This is a genomic window from Parendozoicomonas verongulae (assembly GCF_009711465.1).
GTDB lineage: Bacteria > Pseudomonadota > Gammaproteobacteria > Pseudomonadales > Endozoicomonadaceae > Sansalvadorimonas > Sansalvadorimonas verongulae.
In genome coordinates this window covers 1-18,501 of the sequence record NZ_SMME01000836.1, presented here as the reverse complement: position 1 = coordinate 18,501, position 18,501 = coordinate 1, and the positions used below count along the sequence as shown (strand labels likewise).

Annotated in this window: 15 protein-coding genes; 9 read left to right on the top strand and 6 right to left on the bottom strand. The window is 50.9% G+C overall.

What is annotated here, in order from left to right:
• Window positions 1–135: 135 nt before the first annotated feature.
• The 3 genes from zipA to E1189_RS12430 all read left to right on the top strand — a co-directional run bounded on the left by zipA (window position 136) and on the right by E1189_RS12430 (window position 4,144).
• The gene (gene zipA, locus E1189_RS12440) at window positions 136–1,422 is read left to right on the top strand and encodes a cell division protein ZipA (RefSeq protein ID WP_230460366.1); all 1,287 of its coding nucleotides are present in this window, start codon (window positions 136–138) and stop codon (window positions 1,420–1,422) included.
• A gap of 86 nt (window positions 1,423–1,508) precedes the next feature.
• On the top strand, window positions 1,509–3,557 hold the full coding sequence (gene ligA / locus E1189_RS12435) for an NAD-dependent DNA ligase LigA (RefSeq protein WP_155160647.1): 2,049 nt from the start codon (window positions 1,509–1,511) through the stop codon (window positions 3,555–3,557).
• Window positions 3,557–4,144, top strand: coding sequence for a transglycosylase SLT domain-containing protein (locus tag E1189_RS12430; RefSeq protein WP_155160646.1), 588 nt, complete (start codon window positions 3,557–3,559; stop codon window positions 4,142–4,144). Before ligA ends, E1189_RS12430 begins: the two co-directional genes overlap by 1 nt.
• A 167-nt stretch (window positions 4,145–4,311) precedes the next feature.
• On the opposite strand, the gene E1189_RS12425 is transcribed toward E1189_RS12430, so the two are convergent.
• The 3 genes from E1189_RS12425 to tsaA form a co-directional block, all read right to left on the bottom strand.
• The gene (locus tag E1189_RS12425) at window positions 4,312–5,448 is read right to left on the bottom strand and encodes a glucosamine-6-phosphate deaminase (protein WP_155160645.1); all 1,137 of its coding nucleotides are present in this window, start codon (window positions 5,446–5,448) and stop codon (window positions 4,312–4,314) included.
• Between the two features lie 81 nt (window positions 5,449–5,529).
• Complete coding sequence (locus E1189_RS12420; RefSeq protein WP_155160644.1) at window positions 5,530–5,748, bottom strand: YheU family protein; 219 nt, start codon at window positions 5,746–5,748, stop codon at window positions 5,530–5,532.
• A gap of 85 nt (window positions 5,749–5,833) precedes the next feature.
• Window positions 5,834–6,562, bottom strand: coding sequence for a tRNA (N6-threonylcarbamoyladenosine(37)-N6)-methyltransferase TrmO (tsaA, locus tag E1189_RS12415; protein ID WP_329602015.1), 729 nt, complete (start codon window positions 6,560–6,562; stop codon window positions 5,834–5,836).
• 240 nt (window positions 6,563–6,802) lie between these two features.
• Here tsaA and E1189_RS12410 point away from each other — a divergent pair, with 240 nt between their 5' ends.
• Window positions 6,803–9,274 (top strand): hypothetical protein, encoded by a 2,472-nt coding sequence (locus tag E1189_RS12410; RefSeq protein ID WP_155160643.1) that lies wholly within the window; start codon window positions 6,803–6,805, stop codon window positions 9,272–9,274.
• A gap of 150 nt (window positions 9,275–9,424) precedes the next feature.
• On the opposite strand, the gene E1189_RS12405 is transcribed toward E1189_RS12410, so the two are convergent.
• The 3 genes from E1189_RS12405 to E1189_RS12395 form a co-directional block, all read right to left on the bottom strand.
• The gene (locus tag E1189_RS12405) at window positions 9,425–10,579 is read right to left on the bottom strand and encodes a MalY/PatB family protein (protein WP_155160642.1); all 1,155 of its coding nucleotides are present in this window, start codon (window positions 10,577–10,579) and stop codon (window positions 9,425–9,427) included.
• Window positions 10,580–10,656: 77 nt separating this feature from the next.
• On the bottom strand, window positions 10,657–11,772 hold the full coding sequence (gene mnmH, locus E1189_RS12400; RefSeq protein WP_155160641.1) for a tRNA 2-selenouridine(34) synthase MnmH: 1,116 nt from the start codon (window positions 11,770–11,772) through the stop codon (window positions 10,657–10,659).
• A gap of 123 nt (window positions 11,773–11,895) precedes the next feature.
• Window positions 11,896–13,524 (bottom strand): hypothetical protein, encoded by a 1,629-nt coding sequence (locus E1189_RS12395; RefSeq protein ID WP_155160640.1) that lies wholly within the window; start codon window positions 13,522–13,524, stop codon window positions 11,896–11,898.
• Window positions 13,525–13,878: 354 nt separating this feature from the next.
• Between E1189_RS12395 and E1189_RS12390 the strand changes: the two genes are divergently transcribed.
• The 5 genes from E1189_RS12390 (at window position 13,879) to rplT (ending at window position 18,319) form a co-directional block, all read left to right on the top strand.
• Window positions 13,879–14,898, top strand: a complete 1,020-nt coding sequence (locus tag E1189_RS12390) for a substrate-binding domain-containing protein (protein ID WP_155160639.1) — start codon at window positions 13,879–13,881, stop codon at window positions 14,896–14,898.
• A 149-nt stretch (window positions 14,899–15,047) separates the two neighbouring features.
• Window positions 15,048–16,973 carry a threonine--tRNA ligase gene (gene thrS / locus E1189_RS12385; RefSeq protein ID WP_155160638.1) on the top strand — a complete coding sequence of 642 codons (1,926 nt, stop codon included), beginning with the start codon at window positions 15,048–15,050 and terminating at the stop codon, window positions 16,971–16,973.
• 98 nt (window positions 16,974–17,071) lie between these two features.
• Window positions 17,072–17,620 (top strand): translation initiation factor IF-3, encoded by a 549-nt coding sequence (gene infC / locus E1189_RS12380; protein WP_329602018.1) that lies wholly within the window; start codon window positions 17,072–17,074, stop codon window positions 17,618–17,620.
• A 117-nt stretch (window positions 17,621–17,737) separates the two neighbouring features.
• Window positions 17,738–17,932 (top strand): 50S ribosomal protein L35, encoded by a 195-nt coding sequence (gene rpmI, locus E1189_RS12375; RefSeq protein ID WP_155160637.1) that lies wholly within the window; start codon window positions 17,738–17,740, stop codon window positions 17,930–17,932.
• Window positions 17,933–17,962: 30 nt separating this feature from the next.
• Window positions 17,963–18,319, top strand: coding sequence for a 50S ribosomal protein L20 (gene rplT / locus E1189_RS12370; RefSeq protein WP_155160636.1), 357 nt, complete (start codon window positions 17,963–17,965; stop codon window positions 18,317–18,319).
• Window positions 18,320–18,501 lie beyond the last annotated feature (182 nt).

Sequence of the window (18,501 nt, the reverse complement as noted above, 5' to 3'; positions counted from 1 at the left end):
GGATAAGCAGTGAGTAAAAATGTCGGTCTGATCTTTTGTCCAGGGCTCAGACCATGTTAGGTTTAACAGTAAATAACTTGAGTCCTGGGGACTCATTGATGGAACATCAGGTTGGCATAGACCATGGAGATGAATTTGCGCGACTGGCTAGTCATTATTGGCGTTCTGGTGGTGCTGGTCGTACTGGCAGACGGGTTGCGTCGCATATGGCTGGCTCGGCGAAAAGAAAATGAGTTGAGCTTTGGGTTGGAAGATATCCAGGGGCAGGCTGATGACTTTGGCAGCGAACTGCCAAACGGCGGTGCACGTCTGAAAGATGGTCAGACACTGTCTGACCTTGATGATGTCAAAGGTACCGCACCTGTACGGGAAGAGCCGACTCTTTCCCCTGAGCCTGTGCAGGCATCACCTCGGGTTACGCCTAAAGCTGAACACATCGCAAATGGTGTTCCAGTTGGTTCCGACGAACCGGCTGTGACGGATGTCGTTTCTTCTGCTCGGGTTGTAGAAAAAGAGAAAGCGACTGCAACCGTTGAAGGCTCAGCAGAAGTGTTGGCAACAGAGGTTCAGCCTGAACCGATTGCTGAGTCTGCTATAGCACCGGAAGCCACGGTTGACTCTCAGCCTGACGCACCATTGCAGTCTCAGCCAGATGTTCGTAAAGATCCATCGGTACTGCCAGGGCAACAGGCACTGGCTCTGGATGAACCTGTTCCTGTGCTTATGGATATGGATCTGCGTGCTGAGCCGGATAGACGCAGAAAACCTGCAGAAGCCAAACCATCCCGTGAACCAATGAGTATGCCTTTCTCCTTTGATGTGGAGGAGCTGGAAGACAAGGCTAAAAAACTGCGGGATAAGATCCGTCCCTCTTCCCGGAAAGTGAAAAGCAGTGAACCTGTTGAAGTGGTTGCTGAACGCGAGATTGAGGGCGAATCTGCTATCGAGGGTGTACAGCCTGCACCAGCTCCAATGGAAGAGATACTGGTAATTAACGTCAAGGCACCGGAAGGCCAGCCATTCACCGGTGATAAGCTGCTGGAAATATTTAGGGACGAGGGCCTGCGCTTTGGCGATATGAACATCTTTCATCGCCATGTACGAGAAGATGGCAGTGGTCAGATTTTGTTCAGCGTGGCCAACGGCGTAGAACCGGGCACCTTTGATCTGAAAACCATGGAGAATTCTTCCATTCCTGCACTGAGTTTCTTTATGGGTTTGCCTGGGCCTGAGGAGCCCCAGCAGGCGTTTCGGATTTTGGTTGAAGCGGTGCACCATCTGTCTCGTGATTTGGGTGGCATCCTGCGGGATGAACAGCACAGCGTGCTGACTGGTCAGACTCTTGAGCACTATCGTCAGCGAATCAGTGATTTTGAGCGTCGCCATTTGTGTCAGCGAAAGAAGTCTACTGCGCGGGTTTAAACCCGCGTTTTTCTATCTGATATTTGCCCGGCAGCCTGAAAGGCTGCCGGGTATTTGCTTTTTAAATACTTCACTCGGCTATTGCCATGTCTACTAAGTCTTCAAATCAAGATGATCAGAGTCGTATCGAGACCCTGAGAAAAGAAATCCGCCACCATAATCACCGTTACTATGTGCTGGATGACCCTTCTGTCACTGATAGTGAGTATGATCGTCTATTCCACGCTCTGCAGGAACTGGAACAGGCACATCCTGAACTGATTACCCCCGAGTCCCCTACCCAGCGTGTGGGTGCCAGGCCATTGTCTGCCTTCAGTCAGGTGCGGCACGAGCTGCCCATGCTCTCACTGGATAATGCCTTCAGTGATGATGATCTGACAGATTTTAACCGCCGTCTGAGTGATCGCCTGAAAACAGCAGAAGAACTGGAGTTTGTCTGTGAACCTAAGCTCGATGGTATTGCCGCCAGCCTGTTGTATGAAGACGGCAAACTGGTACGGGGGGCCACCCGTGGAGATGGCACAACTGGTGAAGATATTACCCAGAATGTGCGCACCATTGGCTCTATCCCTCTTACGCTGATGGGGGAGGGCTGGCCTCGCCGTCTCGAAGTACGTGGTGAGATTTATATGCTCCGTGCCGGTTTCGACAAACTTAATGAAGAAGCCCGTAAGAAAGGTGAAAAAATGTTCGTAAACCCCCGCAATGCTGCGGCGGGCAGTTTGCGGCAACTGGATTCTCGGATAACTGCAACACGGCCACTGGAAATGTGCTGCTACAGTGCAGGCCTTGTGGAAGGTGGAGAGCTGCCGAGTGTTCATGGCGAAACACTGGAGCGTTTCCAAAGCTGGGGTTTGAAAATCAACCCGGAAATGCGAGTGGTGAAAGGCGTCAGTGAGTGCATCGCTTACTACGAGCAACTGGCCGAAAAACGTGACAGTCTGCCTTATGAAATAGATGGCATTGTCTTTAAGGTGAACAGCTTTTCTCTACAAGAACAATTGGGCTTTGTAGCCCGTGCCCCTCGCTGGGCTATTGCCCGCAAGTTCCCCGCTCAGGAAGAAATGACGAAGCTGCTGGATGTAGATTTTCAGGTCGGTCGTACGGGGGCAATTACTCCTGTTGCGCGTTTAAAGCCTGTCTTTGTCGGGGGAGTAACGGTCAGTAATGCCACACTCCATAATATGGATGAAGTTGAACGACTCGGTGTGCATATTGGCGATACAGTTATTGTTCGCCGTGCCGGTGATGTGATTCCTCAAGTTGTACGGGTGGTAGAAGAGCATCGTCCAGAGTCCGCCAAGGCTATTGCTCTTCCTGAGACGTGTCCTGTATGTGAGTCAGAAGTTGAACGCAGCGAAGACGAAGCCGTTGCCCGCTGCACCGGAGGCTTGTTCTGTCAGGCTCAGCGTAAAGAAGCCATTAAGCATTTCTCTTCCCGCAAGGCCCTGGATATCGACGGCCTGGGCGACAAACTGGTTGAGCAGTTGGTGGATAAGGAGCTGGTACAAACCATTGCAGATCTGTTCCGTCTCACTGTGGGGCAACTGGTGCGCCTGGAGCGTATGGGGGAGAAGTCTGCCACAAAACTGCTGGAAGCTCTGGAGACAAGCAAAACGACAACACTGGCGCGTTTTATTTACGCTCTGGGTATTCGTGAAGTCGGCGAAGCCACTGCGGCAAGTCTGGCTTCCCATTACGGTGATCTGCCCGCGCTGCTCAAGGCCGATGAAGAGGCTCTGCAGCAGGTGGACGACGTTGGCCCTATAGTGGCCAAACATATAACCTTATTCTTCCGCCAGCCCCATAACCTGGAAGTGATTGAGCAGCTGCAGGCCGTTGGTGTTCAGTGGCCTGTGGTGGAAGTGAACAAAGAGGTTGCCGCTGAACTGCCACTGGCAGGTCAAACCTGGGTTCTTACAGGTACACTGTCCTTGATGACGCGCGATCAAGGTAAAGGCTATCTGCAACAGCTGGGTGCCAAGGTTACCGGCTCTGTCTCGGCCAAAACAACGGGGCTTGTGGCTGGTGAAAAGGCTGGTTCCAAACTGACGAAAGCGCAGAATTTTGAGGTGCCTGTTAAGGATGAGCAGGCATTTTTGGAGATGCTCAGGGAATATGGAGTTGAGGTCTAATGCTTGGAGCACGATATCTTAAAATCATTTTGATGGTCGTTGTGACTGTAGGGCTGGCGGGTTGTGCCACGCCTGCACCGCCCCGTCAGCCCCATAACCTGTGTTCGATCTTTAAGGAAAAGCCTTCCTGGTATCGTGCGGCAAAAAAAGCCAATAAGCGTTGGGGTACACCGATTCAGGTGATGATGGCGATCATGTATCAGGAGTCCAGTTACCGCCATGATGTGCGCCCGCCACGCCCCTGGTTCCTGTTTATTCCTTTGCCCCGTAATAGCTCTGCCTATGGATATGCCCAGGCGCAGGATGGTACCTGGGATATGTATTTGAAGGAGGTGAACCCATGGTTTGCAAGTCGGGATGACTTTGAAGATGCCATCGACTTCATTGGCTGGTACACCCACAAAACCAGAGAGAAAAACGGAGTCTCTCTCTGGCATGCCGATAAACTCTACCTCAATTACCACGAAGGCTGGGGCGGCTATGCCCGTGGCACTCACCACCGGAAAAAGTGGCTGTTAAGTGTCGCCAATAAAGTGAAGTGGCGTGCCGGTGAGTATGGAGAACAGCTCAGGCGCTGCAGTTTGTAAGTACCCAAACCATTGCTTTCGCATAGTCTGGCGGCGTCTTTTTCCACCCTTGCTGCGTCACAGCTCTGGTCACGTAGCGGGCTATGCTCCCGACGTTATTCCTTGAAGAGCGAAAAAATCCACTCGCCATCATTATGCAAAAGCAATGGTCCGGGTACTTAGTTTGTTCATTTCTCTGGTGTCTGAAACAGTGTTGGAAATTGTCTGGCCATTTCACGAGTCACACGGCCACCCTGTTTAAATAGGGTGGCCGCTGCTTCTGCATCCATGACCCAAACAACATTCAGGTGCTTCTGTAATAAGCTGGCGGGAACCTGTGGTTTTATCGGCCCTAGAATGCTATTTGCAATGGCGGCTTTCTTTTTCTCTCCCCAAGCCAGGACCACAATCCGTTCCGCATGCAGAATGTCTTTGGGGCCAAGTGTACGGGCATGGGTTGGTACCTTAGTCGTATCCCCGCCAAAGTAAGGGGCGTTAGCCTTGCGGGTTGACTCTGTAAGCTTGACGATGCGGGTCGGGGTTTCAGCTGAGAGTGTATCGTCTGGTTCATTGAAGCCGATATGTCCATTTTCTCCAATTCCCAGCAGCTGAAAATGGCGGGGGTTTTGTGTAAGAAGCTTTTGTAATCTTTGTATTTCCGGATCGTTCTCACTCTGGGCCTGTGAATCGAAAATATGGAACTGGTCGTCTGTTAACTCAAGGTCAGCAATGAGATGTTGGCGCATAAACTGTTTGTAGCTATTAGAGTCTCCTGGTTCGAGGCCAATATATTCATCCAGGTTAATGGTAGAGAGATTATCGGTTTTGAATTTTTGTTCTCGAAACGCTTTAACCAGATTTTCATAAACAGGAATGGGGGAGCTACCGGTTGCTAAGCCGAACGTAGTAGGAAGGTTTCTAGCTTCACGTTCATTGAGCTGGTCAATCATCCACTGAGCAACCAGCGCACCGCCCTTTTCCTTGTCAACGACGATAACGTGTTGTTTGTTGAACTGGCAGGCAAAGGCTTTGTTTTTCAATTCTTTCGGGATTGTCCACCATGTTTGCCTCTTTAAGGGCTTTGGTCTGTCCATGGTATACGTACGGTCGGGGCTTTTTTTCAATGTTGCAAATTTTGGCTTATCAGGGAACATCCTTTTGATGGGAATCCTATGGGGCTTACGCAGCGCGCTATCAAGGCCCTCAACCGGTACAGTATATTCCTTTTTAGCCCCCATGAGGATAGGGAGGGTTGTGAGTAGAACAACTGCCAGAGTCAGCTGTTTGAAAAAAGATTTATAACTTTGAAACCTGCTGGGCATCATCGACCTACTCCTCAAGGGCCTGGCAAACAAGAACCGGCCAGAAACATAGCAGAGGACAGCAGGTTAAGGGTGGAATGATTTTCAGGCGATACTTATGTCGGACCTTGGCACGATATTGGCCGTTTCCGTCAGCTCATCCCATACAATAATGGCACTGCCTTGTCGCAGCTGTTCCATCACTTGATGGATGCGGGTGGAGAGTTCGCTGTTGTCACCATTATCTGTGCCATAGCGGGATACAAACTCCGTTATCAGGTTGTTCAGTGTATTTTCTTCCAGTTGTTGCCAAGGGATAATCATGGGTGTGAACTTCTATAAACAGTAAAAGCCCAGTCTATCACCGAGCTTTGTTCAAATAGAGAGAAGCAGGGTACTTATAAAGCGCTTACACTGCCTCTATGGAAAATACCTCAAAGCCTGTATCACCTGCCTCGTTGATTTCAATAATGCGCCAGCGAATATTGTAATCCCATAACAACACTCCGTACTCCTTGCGGGGGCGCTTCTTTAGATACGCAGGGCGCGGATCCTGTGTCAGAACCTCCTGAATCAAGCTCTCCAGCGGATGGCCGCTGGAGAGCTCAAACCTCTTGCACTCTTCCCGTGCCTGCTCAGTAAAGCAAACCGGTGTGTTATCTGGTGCTTCAGGAGCGAATCCGGCACGGGCGTTGTCAATAGCATCTGCCCAGGGAAGGTAAGGCTTGATATCGACAACAGGTGTGTTGTCGAGCAGGTCAATACCGGAAAGCTCCAGCCACACCTGTCCATTCTTCTGGCAGATTTTTTCCAGTTTAACGAGGGAAAGCCCCAAGGGGTTAGGCCTGTGGGTGGCCCGTGTGGCAAATACTCCCATGCGTTTTTCACCACCCAGTCTAGGTGGGCGAACAGTAGGGCGCCAGCCAGCCCCCTGAGTTTCGTGAAACAGAAACTGAACCCAGATATGGCTGAATGCATCGAGCCCGGCAACCGCTTCCGGGCAGTTACAGGCCCCTGAGAGTTCGAGTTTCGCACGGGCACTGGTGGCCAGCCCCGGTTGTCGGGGGATGCCAAATTTTTCCTGATAGCAGGAGCGAATAATCCCAACAGGTTGCAGGGTGTAGAGGTGATCAGACACGGTAGGCTCTTCAATAATTCAGGAGGGCAGACTAACCAACGCAATTCCTTCTGACAATCATCTTCCATAGATCATTGCCGTTAGTTGCGCTTTGCATGCTGTCATGAACCTGTGCTCCTCCCTATGTGTCAATTACTCACTAGTAGCCTGACTAAGCACGGGATGCCGGCGGCACGCAAGTGTGTATCAGGTATAGAACAGAGCAGGCGCGTGCCGCTCAATTACTCGCAGGAGACAAAAATGGAAGCAAGCAGCAAAAGTGGAGCACAATTGGGTTCACTCGCATATATCGAGAGTGGTGCTCAGTATGATCAGTTCCATAAGGTACGCGAAGCCTGTGGTCAGAAAGGCCCCTTTCCGGTTCGCAAAGTCAAGCCGGAGGAGGTGAAAAGCTATTTTGGTTTGACTTACGGATTATCGCTCCTTTCCAGGGTGGTGAATAAAGCTCGTAAAGTTTGCCCTGGTGCGGCAGAAGTTACGCCATTGACGCCCCGTGAAAAAGAAGTGCAGAAGGTGAGAGATACCTTCCTCAAGGTGGATGCCAACCGCAAGAAAATGTTGGCTGAAGTATACAAAACACTGATCGACAGTGAGCGCAGTGCAGTATTTAATCTCACTGGAGCTACAAAAGAGCTACTGAATGACAGCTACCCGTATAGTGCGCTGCTGGTGGCTCTGGGGGTGCCTGATTCCGTGGTTGATAACCTGCGTGCTGAGGGTGGTGATCTTACCAGCCTCTCTGCAGAGAATCGCGACGTTGTAGTCAAAGCGCTGATAGTGCTGGCAATTGAAACCAATGCTCTGAAATCCATTCAGTTTGTTGATGAAAAAGCACCTATAGCTCTGGCTCGTGCGGTGCACATGGCTATGGTTGAATCCGGTATTATGCATGCGGATACCCTGAAGAGCGTGCTCTCAGATGAGGAGCAGTCTGAACAGTTCTTTGGTGAACTTTTGGGTAACCCTGATTATCGCGTAGATCTCAAAATCGCCACATTTAAGGAAACCCATAAACGTGGTCAAAATGCTTTGCAGGCTATCGGACAAGATGAAGGTGCAAGGCGTGCCATGACAACCTTGCTGGGTCGTCTGTATCTGCAGCGCTTTACCATGCTGGAAAATAAGGCGGACTTGCCTGAGCCGCCTAAACCGTTCTCTGAAGATTTGACCATGGAAGAACTGGCGGTGGCCTTGAAGTTTGAGATGGGTATTGACCTACCTTCTCAGATCATGCTGGCTGTACAGTTATGCGTAGCGGATAAGAATTATGCCCGCAGTAACCCGGATGAACAGACTGATTTTGAACGTCTGTCCGATCTCCTTCGCGGCAATAACCCTCTGATTGCCGACTTGATGATGCCGCCTTCGGAAGATGATGGCAACGTTGATTATGCACCATGCCGCAAGTACCACGCAGCAGCATTCCACGAAGCTGGTTGTGTAGGTGGAAAAGATGGTAGTGACGATGCCATGCGTGTGGCTACCTACCTTTACATGCGTGGTGATGATGTTGATCCGAATCGTCTGGTTAGTATCTTAATCAAACAAGGGGCTGATGCACCGCAAGATTCAGCTATTCGTAAAATGCTGGACATTTTGGTTGAGAGGCAGGTGATCGCCACTGCTGACGACAGCTCTCTCGCACCTAATGGTGACCTGTGTAAATTTGGTGAAACAGTGCAAGATGCTGATTTTATTGTTGAACTGAGTGCAGCACTGGAAACCTCAGACAGCGTTGTGGAACTGTATAAAGCATTGCGAACTATCGGTAATGAAGAGGTTGCGAAAGTTCCAGAGGGTACTGATTTTGCAACATGGCAGGCTGCTATTAACCACGCTAAGTGTGTTCATAGTGCTCAGATCATGGTAACCACGATGGAATCTATCGTGAGTGAAGGATGTCACAACAAGTTCTTCAAAGTAAGCCTGGCAGAGCGTAGAGTGGCTGCAGCACCGGCGGCCTCACTGTATGTGGTACCTGACTCCTCCCTGGACACGCAAAGCAGCAGTGGAGTGCCCGTAGGTGAGCGTGCTGTGAGTGTTGTTAAGGACGACACCCATGATGATAACGCTACGGGAGTGGAGACTGACGTATCAGAAGAATCATACGTAGACGCCATGGATTTCTGTGACAGCGCCAGCAATATATCCAGACATGAGCTTGAAAGGCTGGCCGATGAAGCTCGGGATCTCCGTCAGGATCTATCTGAACTCGAAGTGCAGATGGAGGAGCTGCAAGGTAAGGATCAGAAAATAGCGTCTTTGGAAGAAGCTCTTAAAATCGCAAGGGAAAATCAAGAGGAAATGGCGAGCCGCATGGAGCGTAAGCGACTACATTCACCTAGCCTGCTTGAGGGGAGTGCTTTGTCCAGTGCCAAGCGTAACATGGTTGAAGTGACCCGTGACGATTTGGCTGGGGTGTCTCAGGCGCTGACTGAAATGGGTGCGGCCTCTGTGAACAGTAATGATAGCGGGATGACTGTACTTATTAACTCTGCAGGGACAGGCGCTTCGGACATAACGGTCGTGGGCGAAGAGTTGGAAACAGAGGCTTCTGTTGTCACTCCTGAAGAAACGGTTCTCACTCCTAAAAAGAAGACCAGTCAGCGTCGTAAGAATCGCCAGAGGGGGTCTGAGGAAAGCTTTATTTCTACACGTACAACGCGTTCTGCGGCAAAACGTATAGAGCAAGAGTCAGCCCAGGCATCGTAATCCTCAGGGCACAGGCATCTGGCATCATCTGATGGTGCCACGTCTTCAGCTTTTGTAGGTGTTGAACAACTCTGCGTTGAATCCAGAGATGTAAACGGTATGTTTTGTTGGTTTATAAGGGAGCCTTTTGGCTCCCTTATAACGTTTGAATCAAGTCAAAGTGGCAACGGCTTTCTTTATACGCTCAACACCTTCTTTCAGCAGGTTGAATGTACAGCCAAAATTCAAGCGAACGCAGTTTGGATCACCAAACGGCGCACCGCCTGTGAGACCAATGCCGTGTTGTTCAAAAAACGAATCAGGATTTTTAATGCCGGGAAGGTCGCACTCAACCCATGCCAGATAGGTAGCCTGATGGGGTGTCATCGAGAGACCGGGGATAGCGTTAATGTGCTCCAGTAGATAATCATGGTTTTGGCGTAGATGCTCCAGCAGAGATTGTCGCCAGGGTTCTCCGCTTCGGTAGGCAGCTTCAGCTGCGGTGAAACCGAAGATCATGCTGTCAGGTGAAGGGACTATACCTTGGCGGGTTTTGCGAAACTTTTCCCTTAATTCCGGGTTGGGAATTACTGCATAGGCGCAGCCAAGGCCTGCCACGTTAAAAGTTTTGGAGGGGGACATCAGGGTGATAGAGTTTTCCCTGGCATAATCGCTGATAGAAGCATAAGGAATATGCTGACAGTTTTTATCGAGAATCAAGTCGCAGTGCACCTCATCGGAGCATACAACCAGGTGATGCTTTTTACAGAAACATTCGAGTCTTACCAGTTCAGCCCGCGTGAGTACGCGACCATTAGGGTTTTGTGGGTTGCAAAGTAAGAAAAGGCGAGTGTCGCGGGTGACGTTCTTTTCCAGCCAGTCCCAATCCAGCTCCCAGGTATCGCCTTGCCTACGCCAGAAAATCTGCAACATCTGACGTTTAGCCAGCGGAGGTGCGGTTAAGAATGGATAATAAACCGGGCAGGGGACAATAACACATTCATTTTCTTCGGCAAAAGCGCGTACAGAAATATTGAGCGCACACACCAGCCCCGGTGTCCAGTCCAGCCACTCTTTTTCAATAGGCCAGTCGTAGAGATTGTTTAAACGTTCAACTACAACCTCTTCCAGACTGTCAGGAGGGCTGGTGTAACCAAACACTCCGTGAGCCACGCGCTCATTCAATGCCTTGATGATTTCTGGTGGCGACTGAAAGTCCATATCTGCTACCCACATAGGTAGGATATCCCGATCTTTGTATTTATCCCACTTCAAACTTGAAGTGCCCTGACGATTAACAGGTGTGTTGAACAGGGTGCTGGTCATGGTGTGTCCATTCTTATTGAGTGCCAGAAATTATGAGCTGCCAGAGTGTGCTCTGCACGCTGGCAGTGAGGCGGATGCTACAGTTGCGCCAAGGCTCCAGTGCGCAGGAACTCTTGAGCTAACTGATCCTGATCACCGCGGGCAATAATGCGACCCTGTTTTTGCTCGAGCTGGTACTCATACATCGGGTCGTAATAGTCATTGAGCAGTGCAAAAATCCAGTCGCGATGGCGTGTAGAGCCCTGACCGGCCAATTGTTGTTTCAGGGCTTCTTCCATGATGCTTCGGTACTCCTGATGACGGGCACCACCTAAGCGCTTGCGAATTCGATCCATACTGGCGAGCAGCTCTTCAGAAAAAATTTCAAAGCCTTTTTCCTCTCCATGAAGAGCCTGATTATCTTTCAGGTTTTGCTCAATGTACTCTTCAAAGGTGATTTGAACCCGGGTTTCAAGGGTTTCTTCCAAAAGCAGGATGGGGGCTTTCTCCATCTTGGCTTTCAAGGTGGGTGGCAGGCAGCACCGGCCAATCAGTTTGCTTTCATCCTCCAGCAGGAATGTGCTGGTACCCTTGTCCCGCAGTTTAAGAAAGTTGATGGAAAGGTTATTCTCAAAATCAATCTGGGTTGGCTGTCCACCGACCCGGCGGCCAAAGCTGGAGCCCCTGTGGTTAGCAATCCCTTCCAGATCGATATGATCCGGGAAGCGTGTTAGCAGGCGCGTTTTTCCGGTTCCGGTTTTTCCTCCAAGAATCACAAAACGACTTTGGTCTATGGTTTCTTCAAGGTAATCAATCAGCCAGGTGCGCAGAGCTTTGTAGCCACCAGTGATAAGCGGATAGTCGACCCCCTCTTCTCGAAGCCAGGACTGTACAAGATGAGACCGTTCCCCGCCTCGAAAACAATAGATGTAGCCACTGGGGTTCTGCTGGGTGAACTCTATCCATGCCTGGGTTCGCTCATCCCGAATGTCTCCACATACCAGCTGGTGGCCCAGCTCTAAGGCGGCATCATGACCCTTGCGTTTATAGCAGGTGCCAACCTTTGCTCTTTCCTCATCGTTCATCAAGGGGGAGTTGATGCTCTGTGGGAAGGCTCCCTTGCTGAATTCAATAGGGGCGCGTACGTCCACCAGTGGGATGTCTTCCAGAAACAGGCGACGGTAGTCGCTGGTGTTGGGGCGCGTATCTGTCATTCCGTTTACTTGATGCTCGGCTGGCACAAAGCTGAGATTCTATCAGAGAGTGGGGGATGCCAGAAAATCCGGAATGACCGACCTCCGGATTTTCTGGCACATCTCAGTATTAAACCGAAATTATCAGGCTGATGTGGTTCTGTTCAGCGCTGGTGCCTGTGGCCCTTCAATCAGAGGGCGACGAAGTGCGGTGGCGCGCAGGCGAAGAACGGGCGTTTTTTCCGGGTTGGTAAGGCCGATCCTGTTAGCGATAGGCTTAACAACCCAGGGCTCCACCAGTACTTCGCTGGTCAGGCTCATGATATCGAACATGTTGCTGATGATCACACCATCACCCATGGGAGAGACAACATTGATAAAACCATTCCTCATAGCGTCACCTCCGGGGATATAGTTAGCTGCCAGCTTACTGAAACCTTTCAGGGCAAAGGCGGCCAACACGGAGGAGCCAACGCGAGCGACACGGGTTGTGGTGCTTTTCTCATCACCCAAAAGCCCATTGACGGCTTTTTTTAAACCATAACCCAGACTGACGCCCGCTGCTTCTGCCGCCACAAAAGCGGTGGTGGCGCGATAGGTGTGGTCTGCCATATTCCAACCGGCTCGGCTGATAGCCTGCATAATGCCTGCACCAGTGGCCATCAGGCCAGAGGTCGTGAAGTCTGCCAAAGTCTGGCTGCCTGTGAGATCTGATACCAGATCAGCAGTCAACTCGCGAGCGTTGTAAACCACTGTGATAGCCAGAGAGTTAGTCAGGTAGTTCTGGCCCCATACGGAACCCTCAGTAGTACCTTCAGGATTGCCGCCAGGTTTGAAGTTTGTGTAGCGGTTCAGGCCTGCGAGCAGAGCAGAACTGATCAGGATTTGCGCAGCTTGCCCCGCTCTGGCTGAGGTGGTGTCACCCCAACCGGTCAGATCATGAAATACAGACTCCGTGGTTCTTTTTATAGCTCGGCTAAAGGTATTGGTGGCGCTACTGGTGGCATACAGAGTGATCATTTGATCCCAGGTTGAAGTCTTCAACCAGTCCAGGCCGTCTGTTTGCATCAGTATGGAGCCCATACCCATAACGGCGGTACTGGCGATATCAGGAATCGGATCCAGCAGGTTGGGGCGGTCTTCACCGGGCTTGCGGCCTAACATATGAGAGCCGAGGGTGCTGATGGCTTCCCCTGTGTTGAGCACGGAAAGCAGAATACCCTGACGAAGGTGGTTGCGAGAGATCTCCTTGTGGATCGACTCACCCGCTTGTGAGTCTAGTGTAAAGTGACGAGGGGAGCTCTCCTCAGAACGGTACTTAATACTGTAGTCTGCCACTTTCATCGATATCAGGTATATGGCACCGGTGGTGATATCACTGATGGCTCTGGTTACGGGAGAGTCCAGAGATATGGGCTTCAGACGGATGTCTGTACCTGCCTCATCCCTGCCCAGTCTGACAAGGTAATGAATCTTGCCATCGGAATCTATCTCTCCGGCTGGAGCAAGGTGTGAGTGATTGTTGAGAACCACTTCAAGCAGTGCATTTTTCAGATCGTCTGGCTGGCTGGTTAGCAGGGAGTGATCGACGCGCAGATGAAGCTGACCTTCACTGTCGGCGGTGAGCCGTGCCCCTTTGCTGGTGACCTGCACAGACTCCGGTGCACTTGGCTCGGCAACGGTCTCTGTCTCTGCCAGTGCGATAGCCGGGTTGCCAAGCAGAAGTGCAGAAAGTGGAGCCAGAAGATGCCTTGTTCTGTGTAGCATGCTCATGAGTTGCCCTGTTTCCTCTTTATTGGTCTCTATGACGGTTTCTGTCTCTGCACCGATGCTGATATTCGAACTGCGCAGATGACGAGTTCAGCGGGGTGTTGCTCATACGCAGATCAATATGCAGATCAAACGGATGGCGCCCCGGGAAAGTTGATTCTTCTGGAGTCAGTCCTGTTCAGGGGGGGAAGCTTAGATAACTTCTGGCAAGTTGCAGGATTATCTTTTCCATGATTCGGACTTTTTTGTTACAGAAGTTGGTTCCATGGTGCTGTACCCCGTTAAAAGTAATGGTTTTAAGCCTGGTTTGCGGGTCTACACTTGGTCGGTTTATCTCCATGCGCTTTGAGGTGGTTTGTGGCCTTCTGCTTTCCTCTTCCCCGCCTGCTGATGTTCTTGGGAGTGCAGTTACTCCGGGGCATATTGTTGTTTGCTGTTGGGCTGCCAGCGGCGTGTTGGGTTTTGGCTGAGGAGTCGGGGCGGGGGCAGACGGCTAATCCGGTAAGAACCCAAAAAGAAGAAGTACCGGTGATAGGGTTTGTTCTGCAGGAGTTAGGGAGTAGCGCCTATCAGCAGCTGGAGGAACAGGCGAAAGCATATTGCGAGGAAGAATTGGCTTCGGGACAAGCGCGCTGCCAACTCATATCAGGGGGTGCCCTTGATGGGAGGGATGTCGCTGTGCAAAAGCAGTGGTTTAAGCAGTTGTTGCTTAAAAAAGTGAACAGTCTGGTTATCGCCCCTGTCAGTACAAAAGCACTCATTCCCCAGTTGATTGAGGCCCGTAAGAGGGGGATTCCAGTCGTCAATATCGGAAGCCGTTTTGATCTGCAGTTACTGGTTCGCAACCGTTTACAAGTTCCCTGGGTAGGGCCGGATAATGCCGCTGCTGCACGCACTATAGCCAGTCATCTGGCGAAGACACTGGAGAGTGGCGATAAGGTTATCATTCTGGCAGGGCCTCCGGGAGAGTTAATGTCTTTTACCCGCGTATCGTCGGCCAAGAAAGTATTGGGTAATGCCGGGGTGAATGTGGTGGCTGTTGAATCAGGGCAGTGGGACAGTGACCGTGCGCAGGCAGTAACCCTGAGACTGCTGGATAAATACTCTGATCTTAAAGGCGTTTTCGCAGCTTCCGACAACATGGCTCTAGGAGCTATGCGTGCAGGGGATTTGAAAGGCATTAAGCTGAAGGTGACTGGTTTTGGTGGGGATCCACGATTGTTGGATTATGTGCGCACCGGACGGATTCTGGCAACAATTGACTGGTATCCTCGTCAGCAGGGCGTGTATGCCATTGATAAACTTCTGAATGGTTCGCTGGTGGATGATCGTATGACCCCGTGGCGTTTAATTGTTTCCAGTGATCTTAAGGATTAAAACGCAGTGACAGTGGCCAGCCATCAGCTGTATCATCAGTTCATTCAGTTAAAACTGATAATGCATGCAGTCCCTTGTAAGGGCTGCCACTGCCCATTAACAAGCAGTCCCTGGTTTGGATTGCCACTGATTCAATATAAGGTAAATGTATGCCGGTTATTACCCTTCCTGATGGCAGCAAACGTGAGTTTGCCCAGCCCGTTTCCGTTCTCGAAATTGCTCAGGATATTGGCCCTGGTCTGGCAAAGGCGACCCTGGCAGGTCGTATTGATGGTGATATGGTTGATGCCAGTCACATCATTGAAAATGATGCCGCATTGAGTATTATCACCAGCCGTGACGAAGACGGCCTTGAAGTGATTCGTCACTCTACTGCTCACCTTCTGGCAATGGCTACCCAGGACTTATTCCCAGGTGCTCAGGTAACAATCGGGCCTGTTATCGAAGACGGTTTCTATTACGACTTTTCCTACGAACGAGCCTTTAATCTGGACGACCTCGCGCTGATTGAAAAGCGTATGGACGAGCTGGCCAAACAGGATATTGCTATTGAGCGTGTTGTGATGTCCCGGGAAGACGCCATCCGTGAATTCGATGGTATGGGTGAGAAGTACAAGGTTGAGATCATTAAGGAGCTGCCGGAAGGCGAAGAGATTTCCGTTTATCAGCAGGGTGAATGGAAAGACCTGTGTCGTGGCCCCCACGTACCTTCCACGGGCAAGCTGAAGTCTTTCAAGCTGATGCGTGTGGCCGGTGCTTACTGGCGGGGTGACTCTAACAATGAAATGCTGACCCGTGTTTACGGTACAGCATGGGCAGACAAGAAGGCTCTGAAAGCCTATCTGCATCGTCTGGAAGAAGCCGAAAAGCGTGACCACCGCAAGCTGGCCAAGAAGCTGGATTTGTTCCACCTTCAGGAAGAAGCACCCGGTATGGTGTTCTGGCATCCAAATGGCTGGAATATCTATCAGTCCCTCGAACAGTACATGCGCCAGAAGCAGATGGAGCGTGGTTATCAGGAGATCAAGACACCTTCTCTGGTAGACATCTCTCTGTGGGAGAAGTCCGGTCACGCCTCTAAGTTCGGCGATGACATGTTCACCCTGAAGAGCGATGACCGTGTGGTTGCAGTTAAGCCCATGAACTGCCCTTGCCACGTGCAGGTGTTTAACCAGGGGCTGCGCAGCTACCGTGATCTGCCTTTGCGACTGGCAGAATTTGGCTCCTGCCACCGTAACGAAGCATCCGGTGCCCTCCACGGTATTATGCGTGTCCGTGGCTTTGTTCAGGATGATGCCCACATCTTTGCGACAGAAGACCAGATTCAGTCCGAAGTGTCTGAATTTATCGACTTTCTGCATGAAGTCTACTCCGACTTCGGTTTCGAGAAGGACAGTCTGATCTACAAGCTCTCTACTCGCCCTGAGCAGCGTGTAGGCTCTGACGAAATCTGGGACAAGGCAGAAAAAGCGCTGGCTGAGGCTCTGGATGCTGCGGGCCTCCCTTGGGAGGAACTGCCCGGTGAAGGTGCGTTCTACGGCCCGAAGGTAGAATTCTCTCTGAAGGACTGCATCGGCCGGGTATGGCAGTGCGGTACTATCCAGGTAGACTTCTCCATGCCTGGTCGTCTGGGTGCGGAATACGTGGATGAGAACGGTGAACGCAAGACTCCAGTGATGCTTCATCGGGCAATACTGGGTTCTTTTGAACGTTTTATCGGTATCCTGATCGAACACTTCGAAGGTCGCTTCCCCGCATGGCTTGCACCTACGCAGGCCGCTATCCTCAACATCACTGACAGCCAGGCACCTTACGTAGAAAATGTAGAACGCAGGCTGAAAAACAGTGGTTTCCGAGTGAAAGCGGACTTGAGAAACGAGAAGATCGGCTTTAAAATCCGCCAGCACACTCTTGAACGAGTGCCTTATCTGCTTGTAGTTGGCGATAAGGAAGTAGAATCTGATTCTGTTGCTGTGCGTACACGCTCCGGTGAAGATCTCGGTACTATGACCGTAGATGCTTTCCAGAAGTTGCTGGCAACAGAGATTGAACAACGCAGCCGTGCTGAAAACTGATCTTGGCTAAAGCCTGACAACAGCAAGGTAAACGTTGTTGGCAGGCTGTCCGTTCAAGACAGTTGAAAAACTTTTTAGGCTAAACAGGAGAATTAGCAATCAAACGTTCGAATCCGCGGGATCGTCGGCAACAAGCACCTCGTGCTCCTATTAATCAGAACATTCGTGCCCAGGAGGTGCGTCTGATTGCTGCCGATGGCGAAATGGTCGGTGTCGTTCCGCTGAGACAAGCTCTTGATCAAGCTCTTGAAGCTGAACTTGATCTGGTAGAGATTAACGCAACTGCCATTCCACCGGTCTGTAAGATCATGGACTACGGCAAGCACCTCTACGAAGACAAGAAACAGAAAGCGGCTGCTAAGAAGAAGCAGGTTCAGACCCAGGTTAAGGAAGTAAAATTCCGTCCCGGAACTGAAGATGGAGATTACCAGGTAAAACTACGCAACCTGGTCCGTTTCCTTGAAGAAGGCAATAAGGCTAAGGTATCCCTGCGTTACCGCGGTCGTGAGATGGCTCACCAGGAACTGGGAATGCAGTTGCTCAACCGGGTTGAAAAAGATCTGGAAGAGCTAGGTACTGTTGAACAGCGTCCAAAGATGGAAGGCCGTCAACTGATCATGGTTATTGCCCCTAAGAAGCGAAAGTAATGTTAGTGTAAGGAGGTTCGTTCGGGCTTCCTTCTTCTGAAATTATTTTCATTATTTATGCTGCCTAACCTGAGTCGGTCATGAACTCAGGCCGGGCCTTTGAATGCGGAGTCAATCATGCCAAAGATGAAGACCAACTCTGGTGCAGCCAAACGCTTCAAGAAGACCGCTAGCGGTTTCAAGCGTAAGAGCGCCTTTAAGAGCCACATCCTGACCAAGATGACTACCAAGCGTAAGCGTCAGCTGCGTGGTACCAACCTTGTTAGCGCCGCAGACAAGCCGCTCGTAGAGCGCATGCTGCGCGTACGTTAAGTTCAGACTGGTTTTTAGAGGAAGTTTATAATGGCTCGAGTTAAGCGTGGTGTTGTCGCCCGTCGTCGTCACAAGAAAATTCTGAAGCAGGCTAAAGGTTACTACGGTGCGCGTTCCCGCGTATTCCGCGTAGCCAAGCAGGCGGTTACCAAAGCGGGTCAGTACGCTTACCGTGACCGTCGTCAGCGCAAGCGTCAGTTCCGTGCACTGTGGATCGCCCGTATCAATGCTGGCGCCCGCATGAACGGCATGTCTTACAGCCGTCTGATCGCTGGTCTGAAAAAGGCTAACGTTGAGATCGACCGTAAGGTTATGGCTGACCTGGCTGTTCACGAGAAGGCGACTTTCGCTGCTATCGTTGCACAGGCAAAAGCTGCCCTGGCTTAATCAGTCTTTTTATCCTTTGGGGTAATCTGTCTGATAAAAAAAGACTCCTTCGGGGGTCTTTTTTATGGCTGATATTTAAGCCCGGTTTTTATTAAGACTGGTGTAACCACTTTGCTTTAAAGAAAAAGTGACAATCTACATCACATCTTTGTCAGCAAATCCCGAGGGTTTGATTTCCGCCA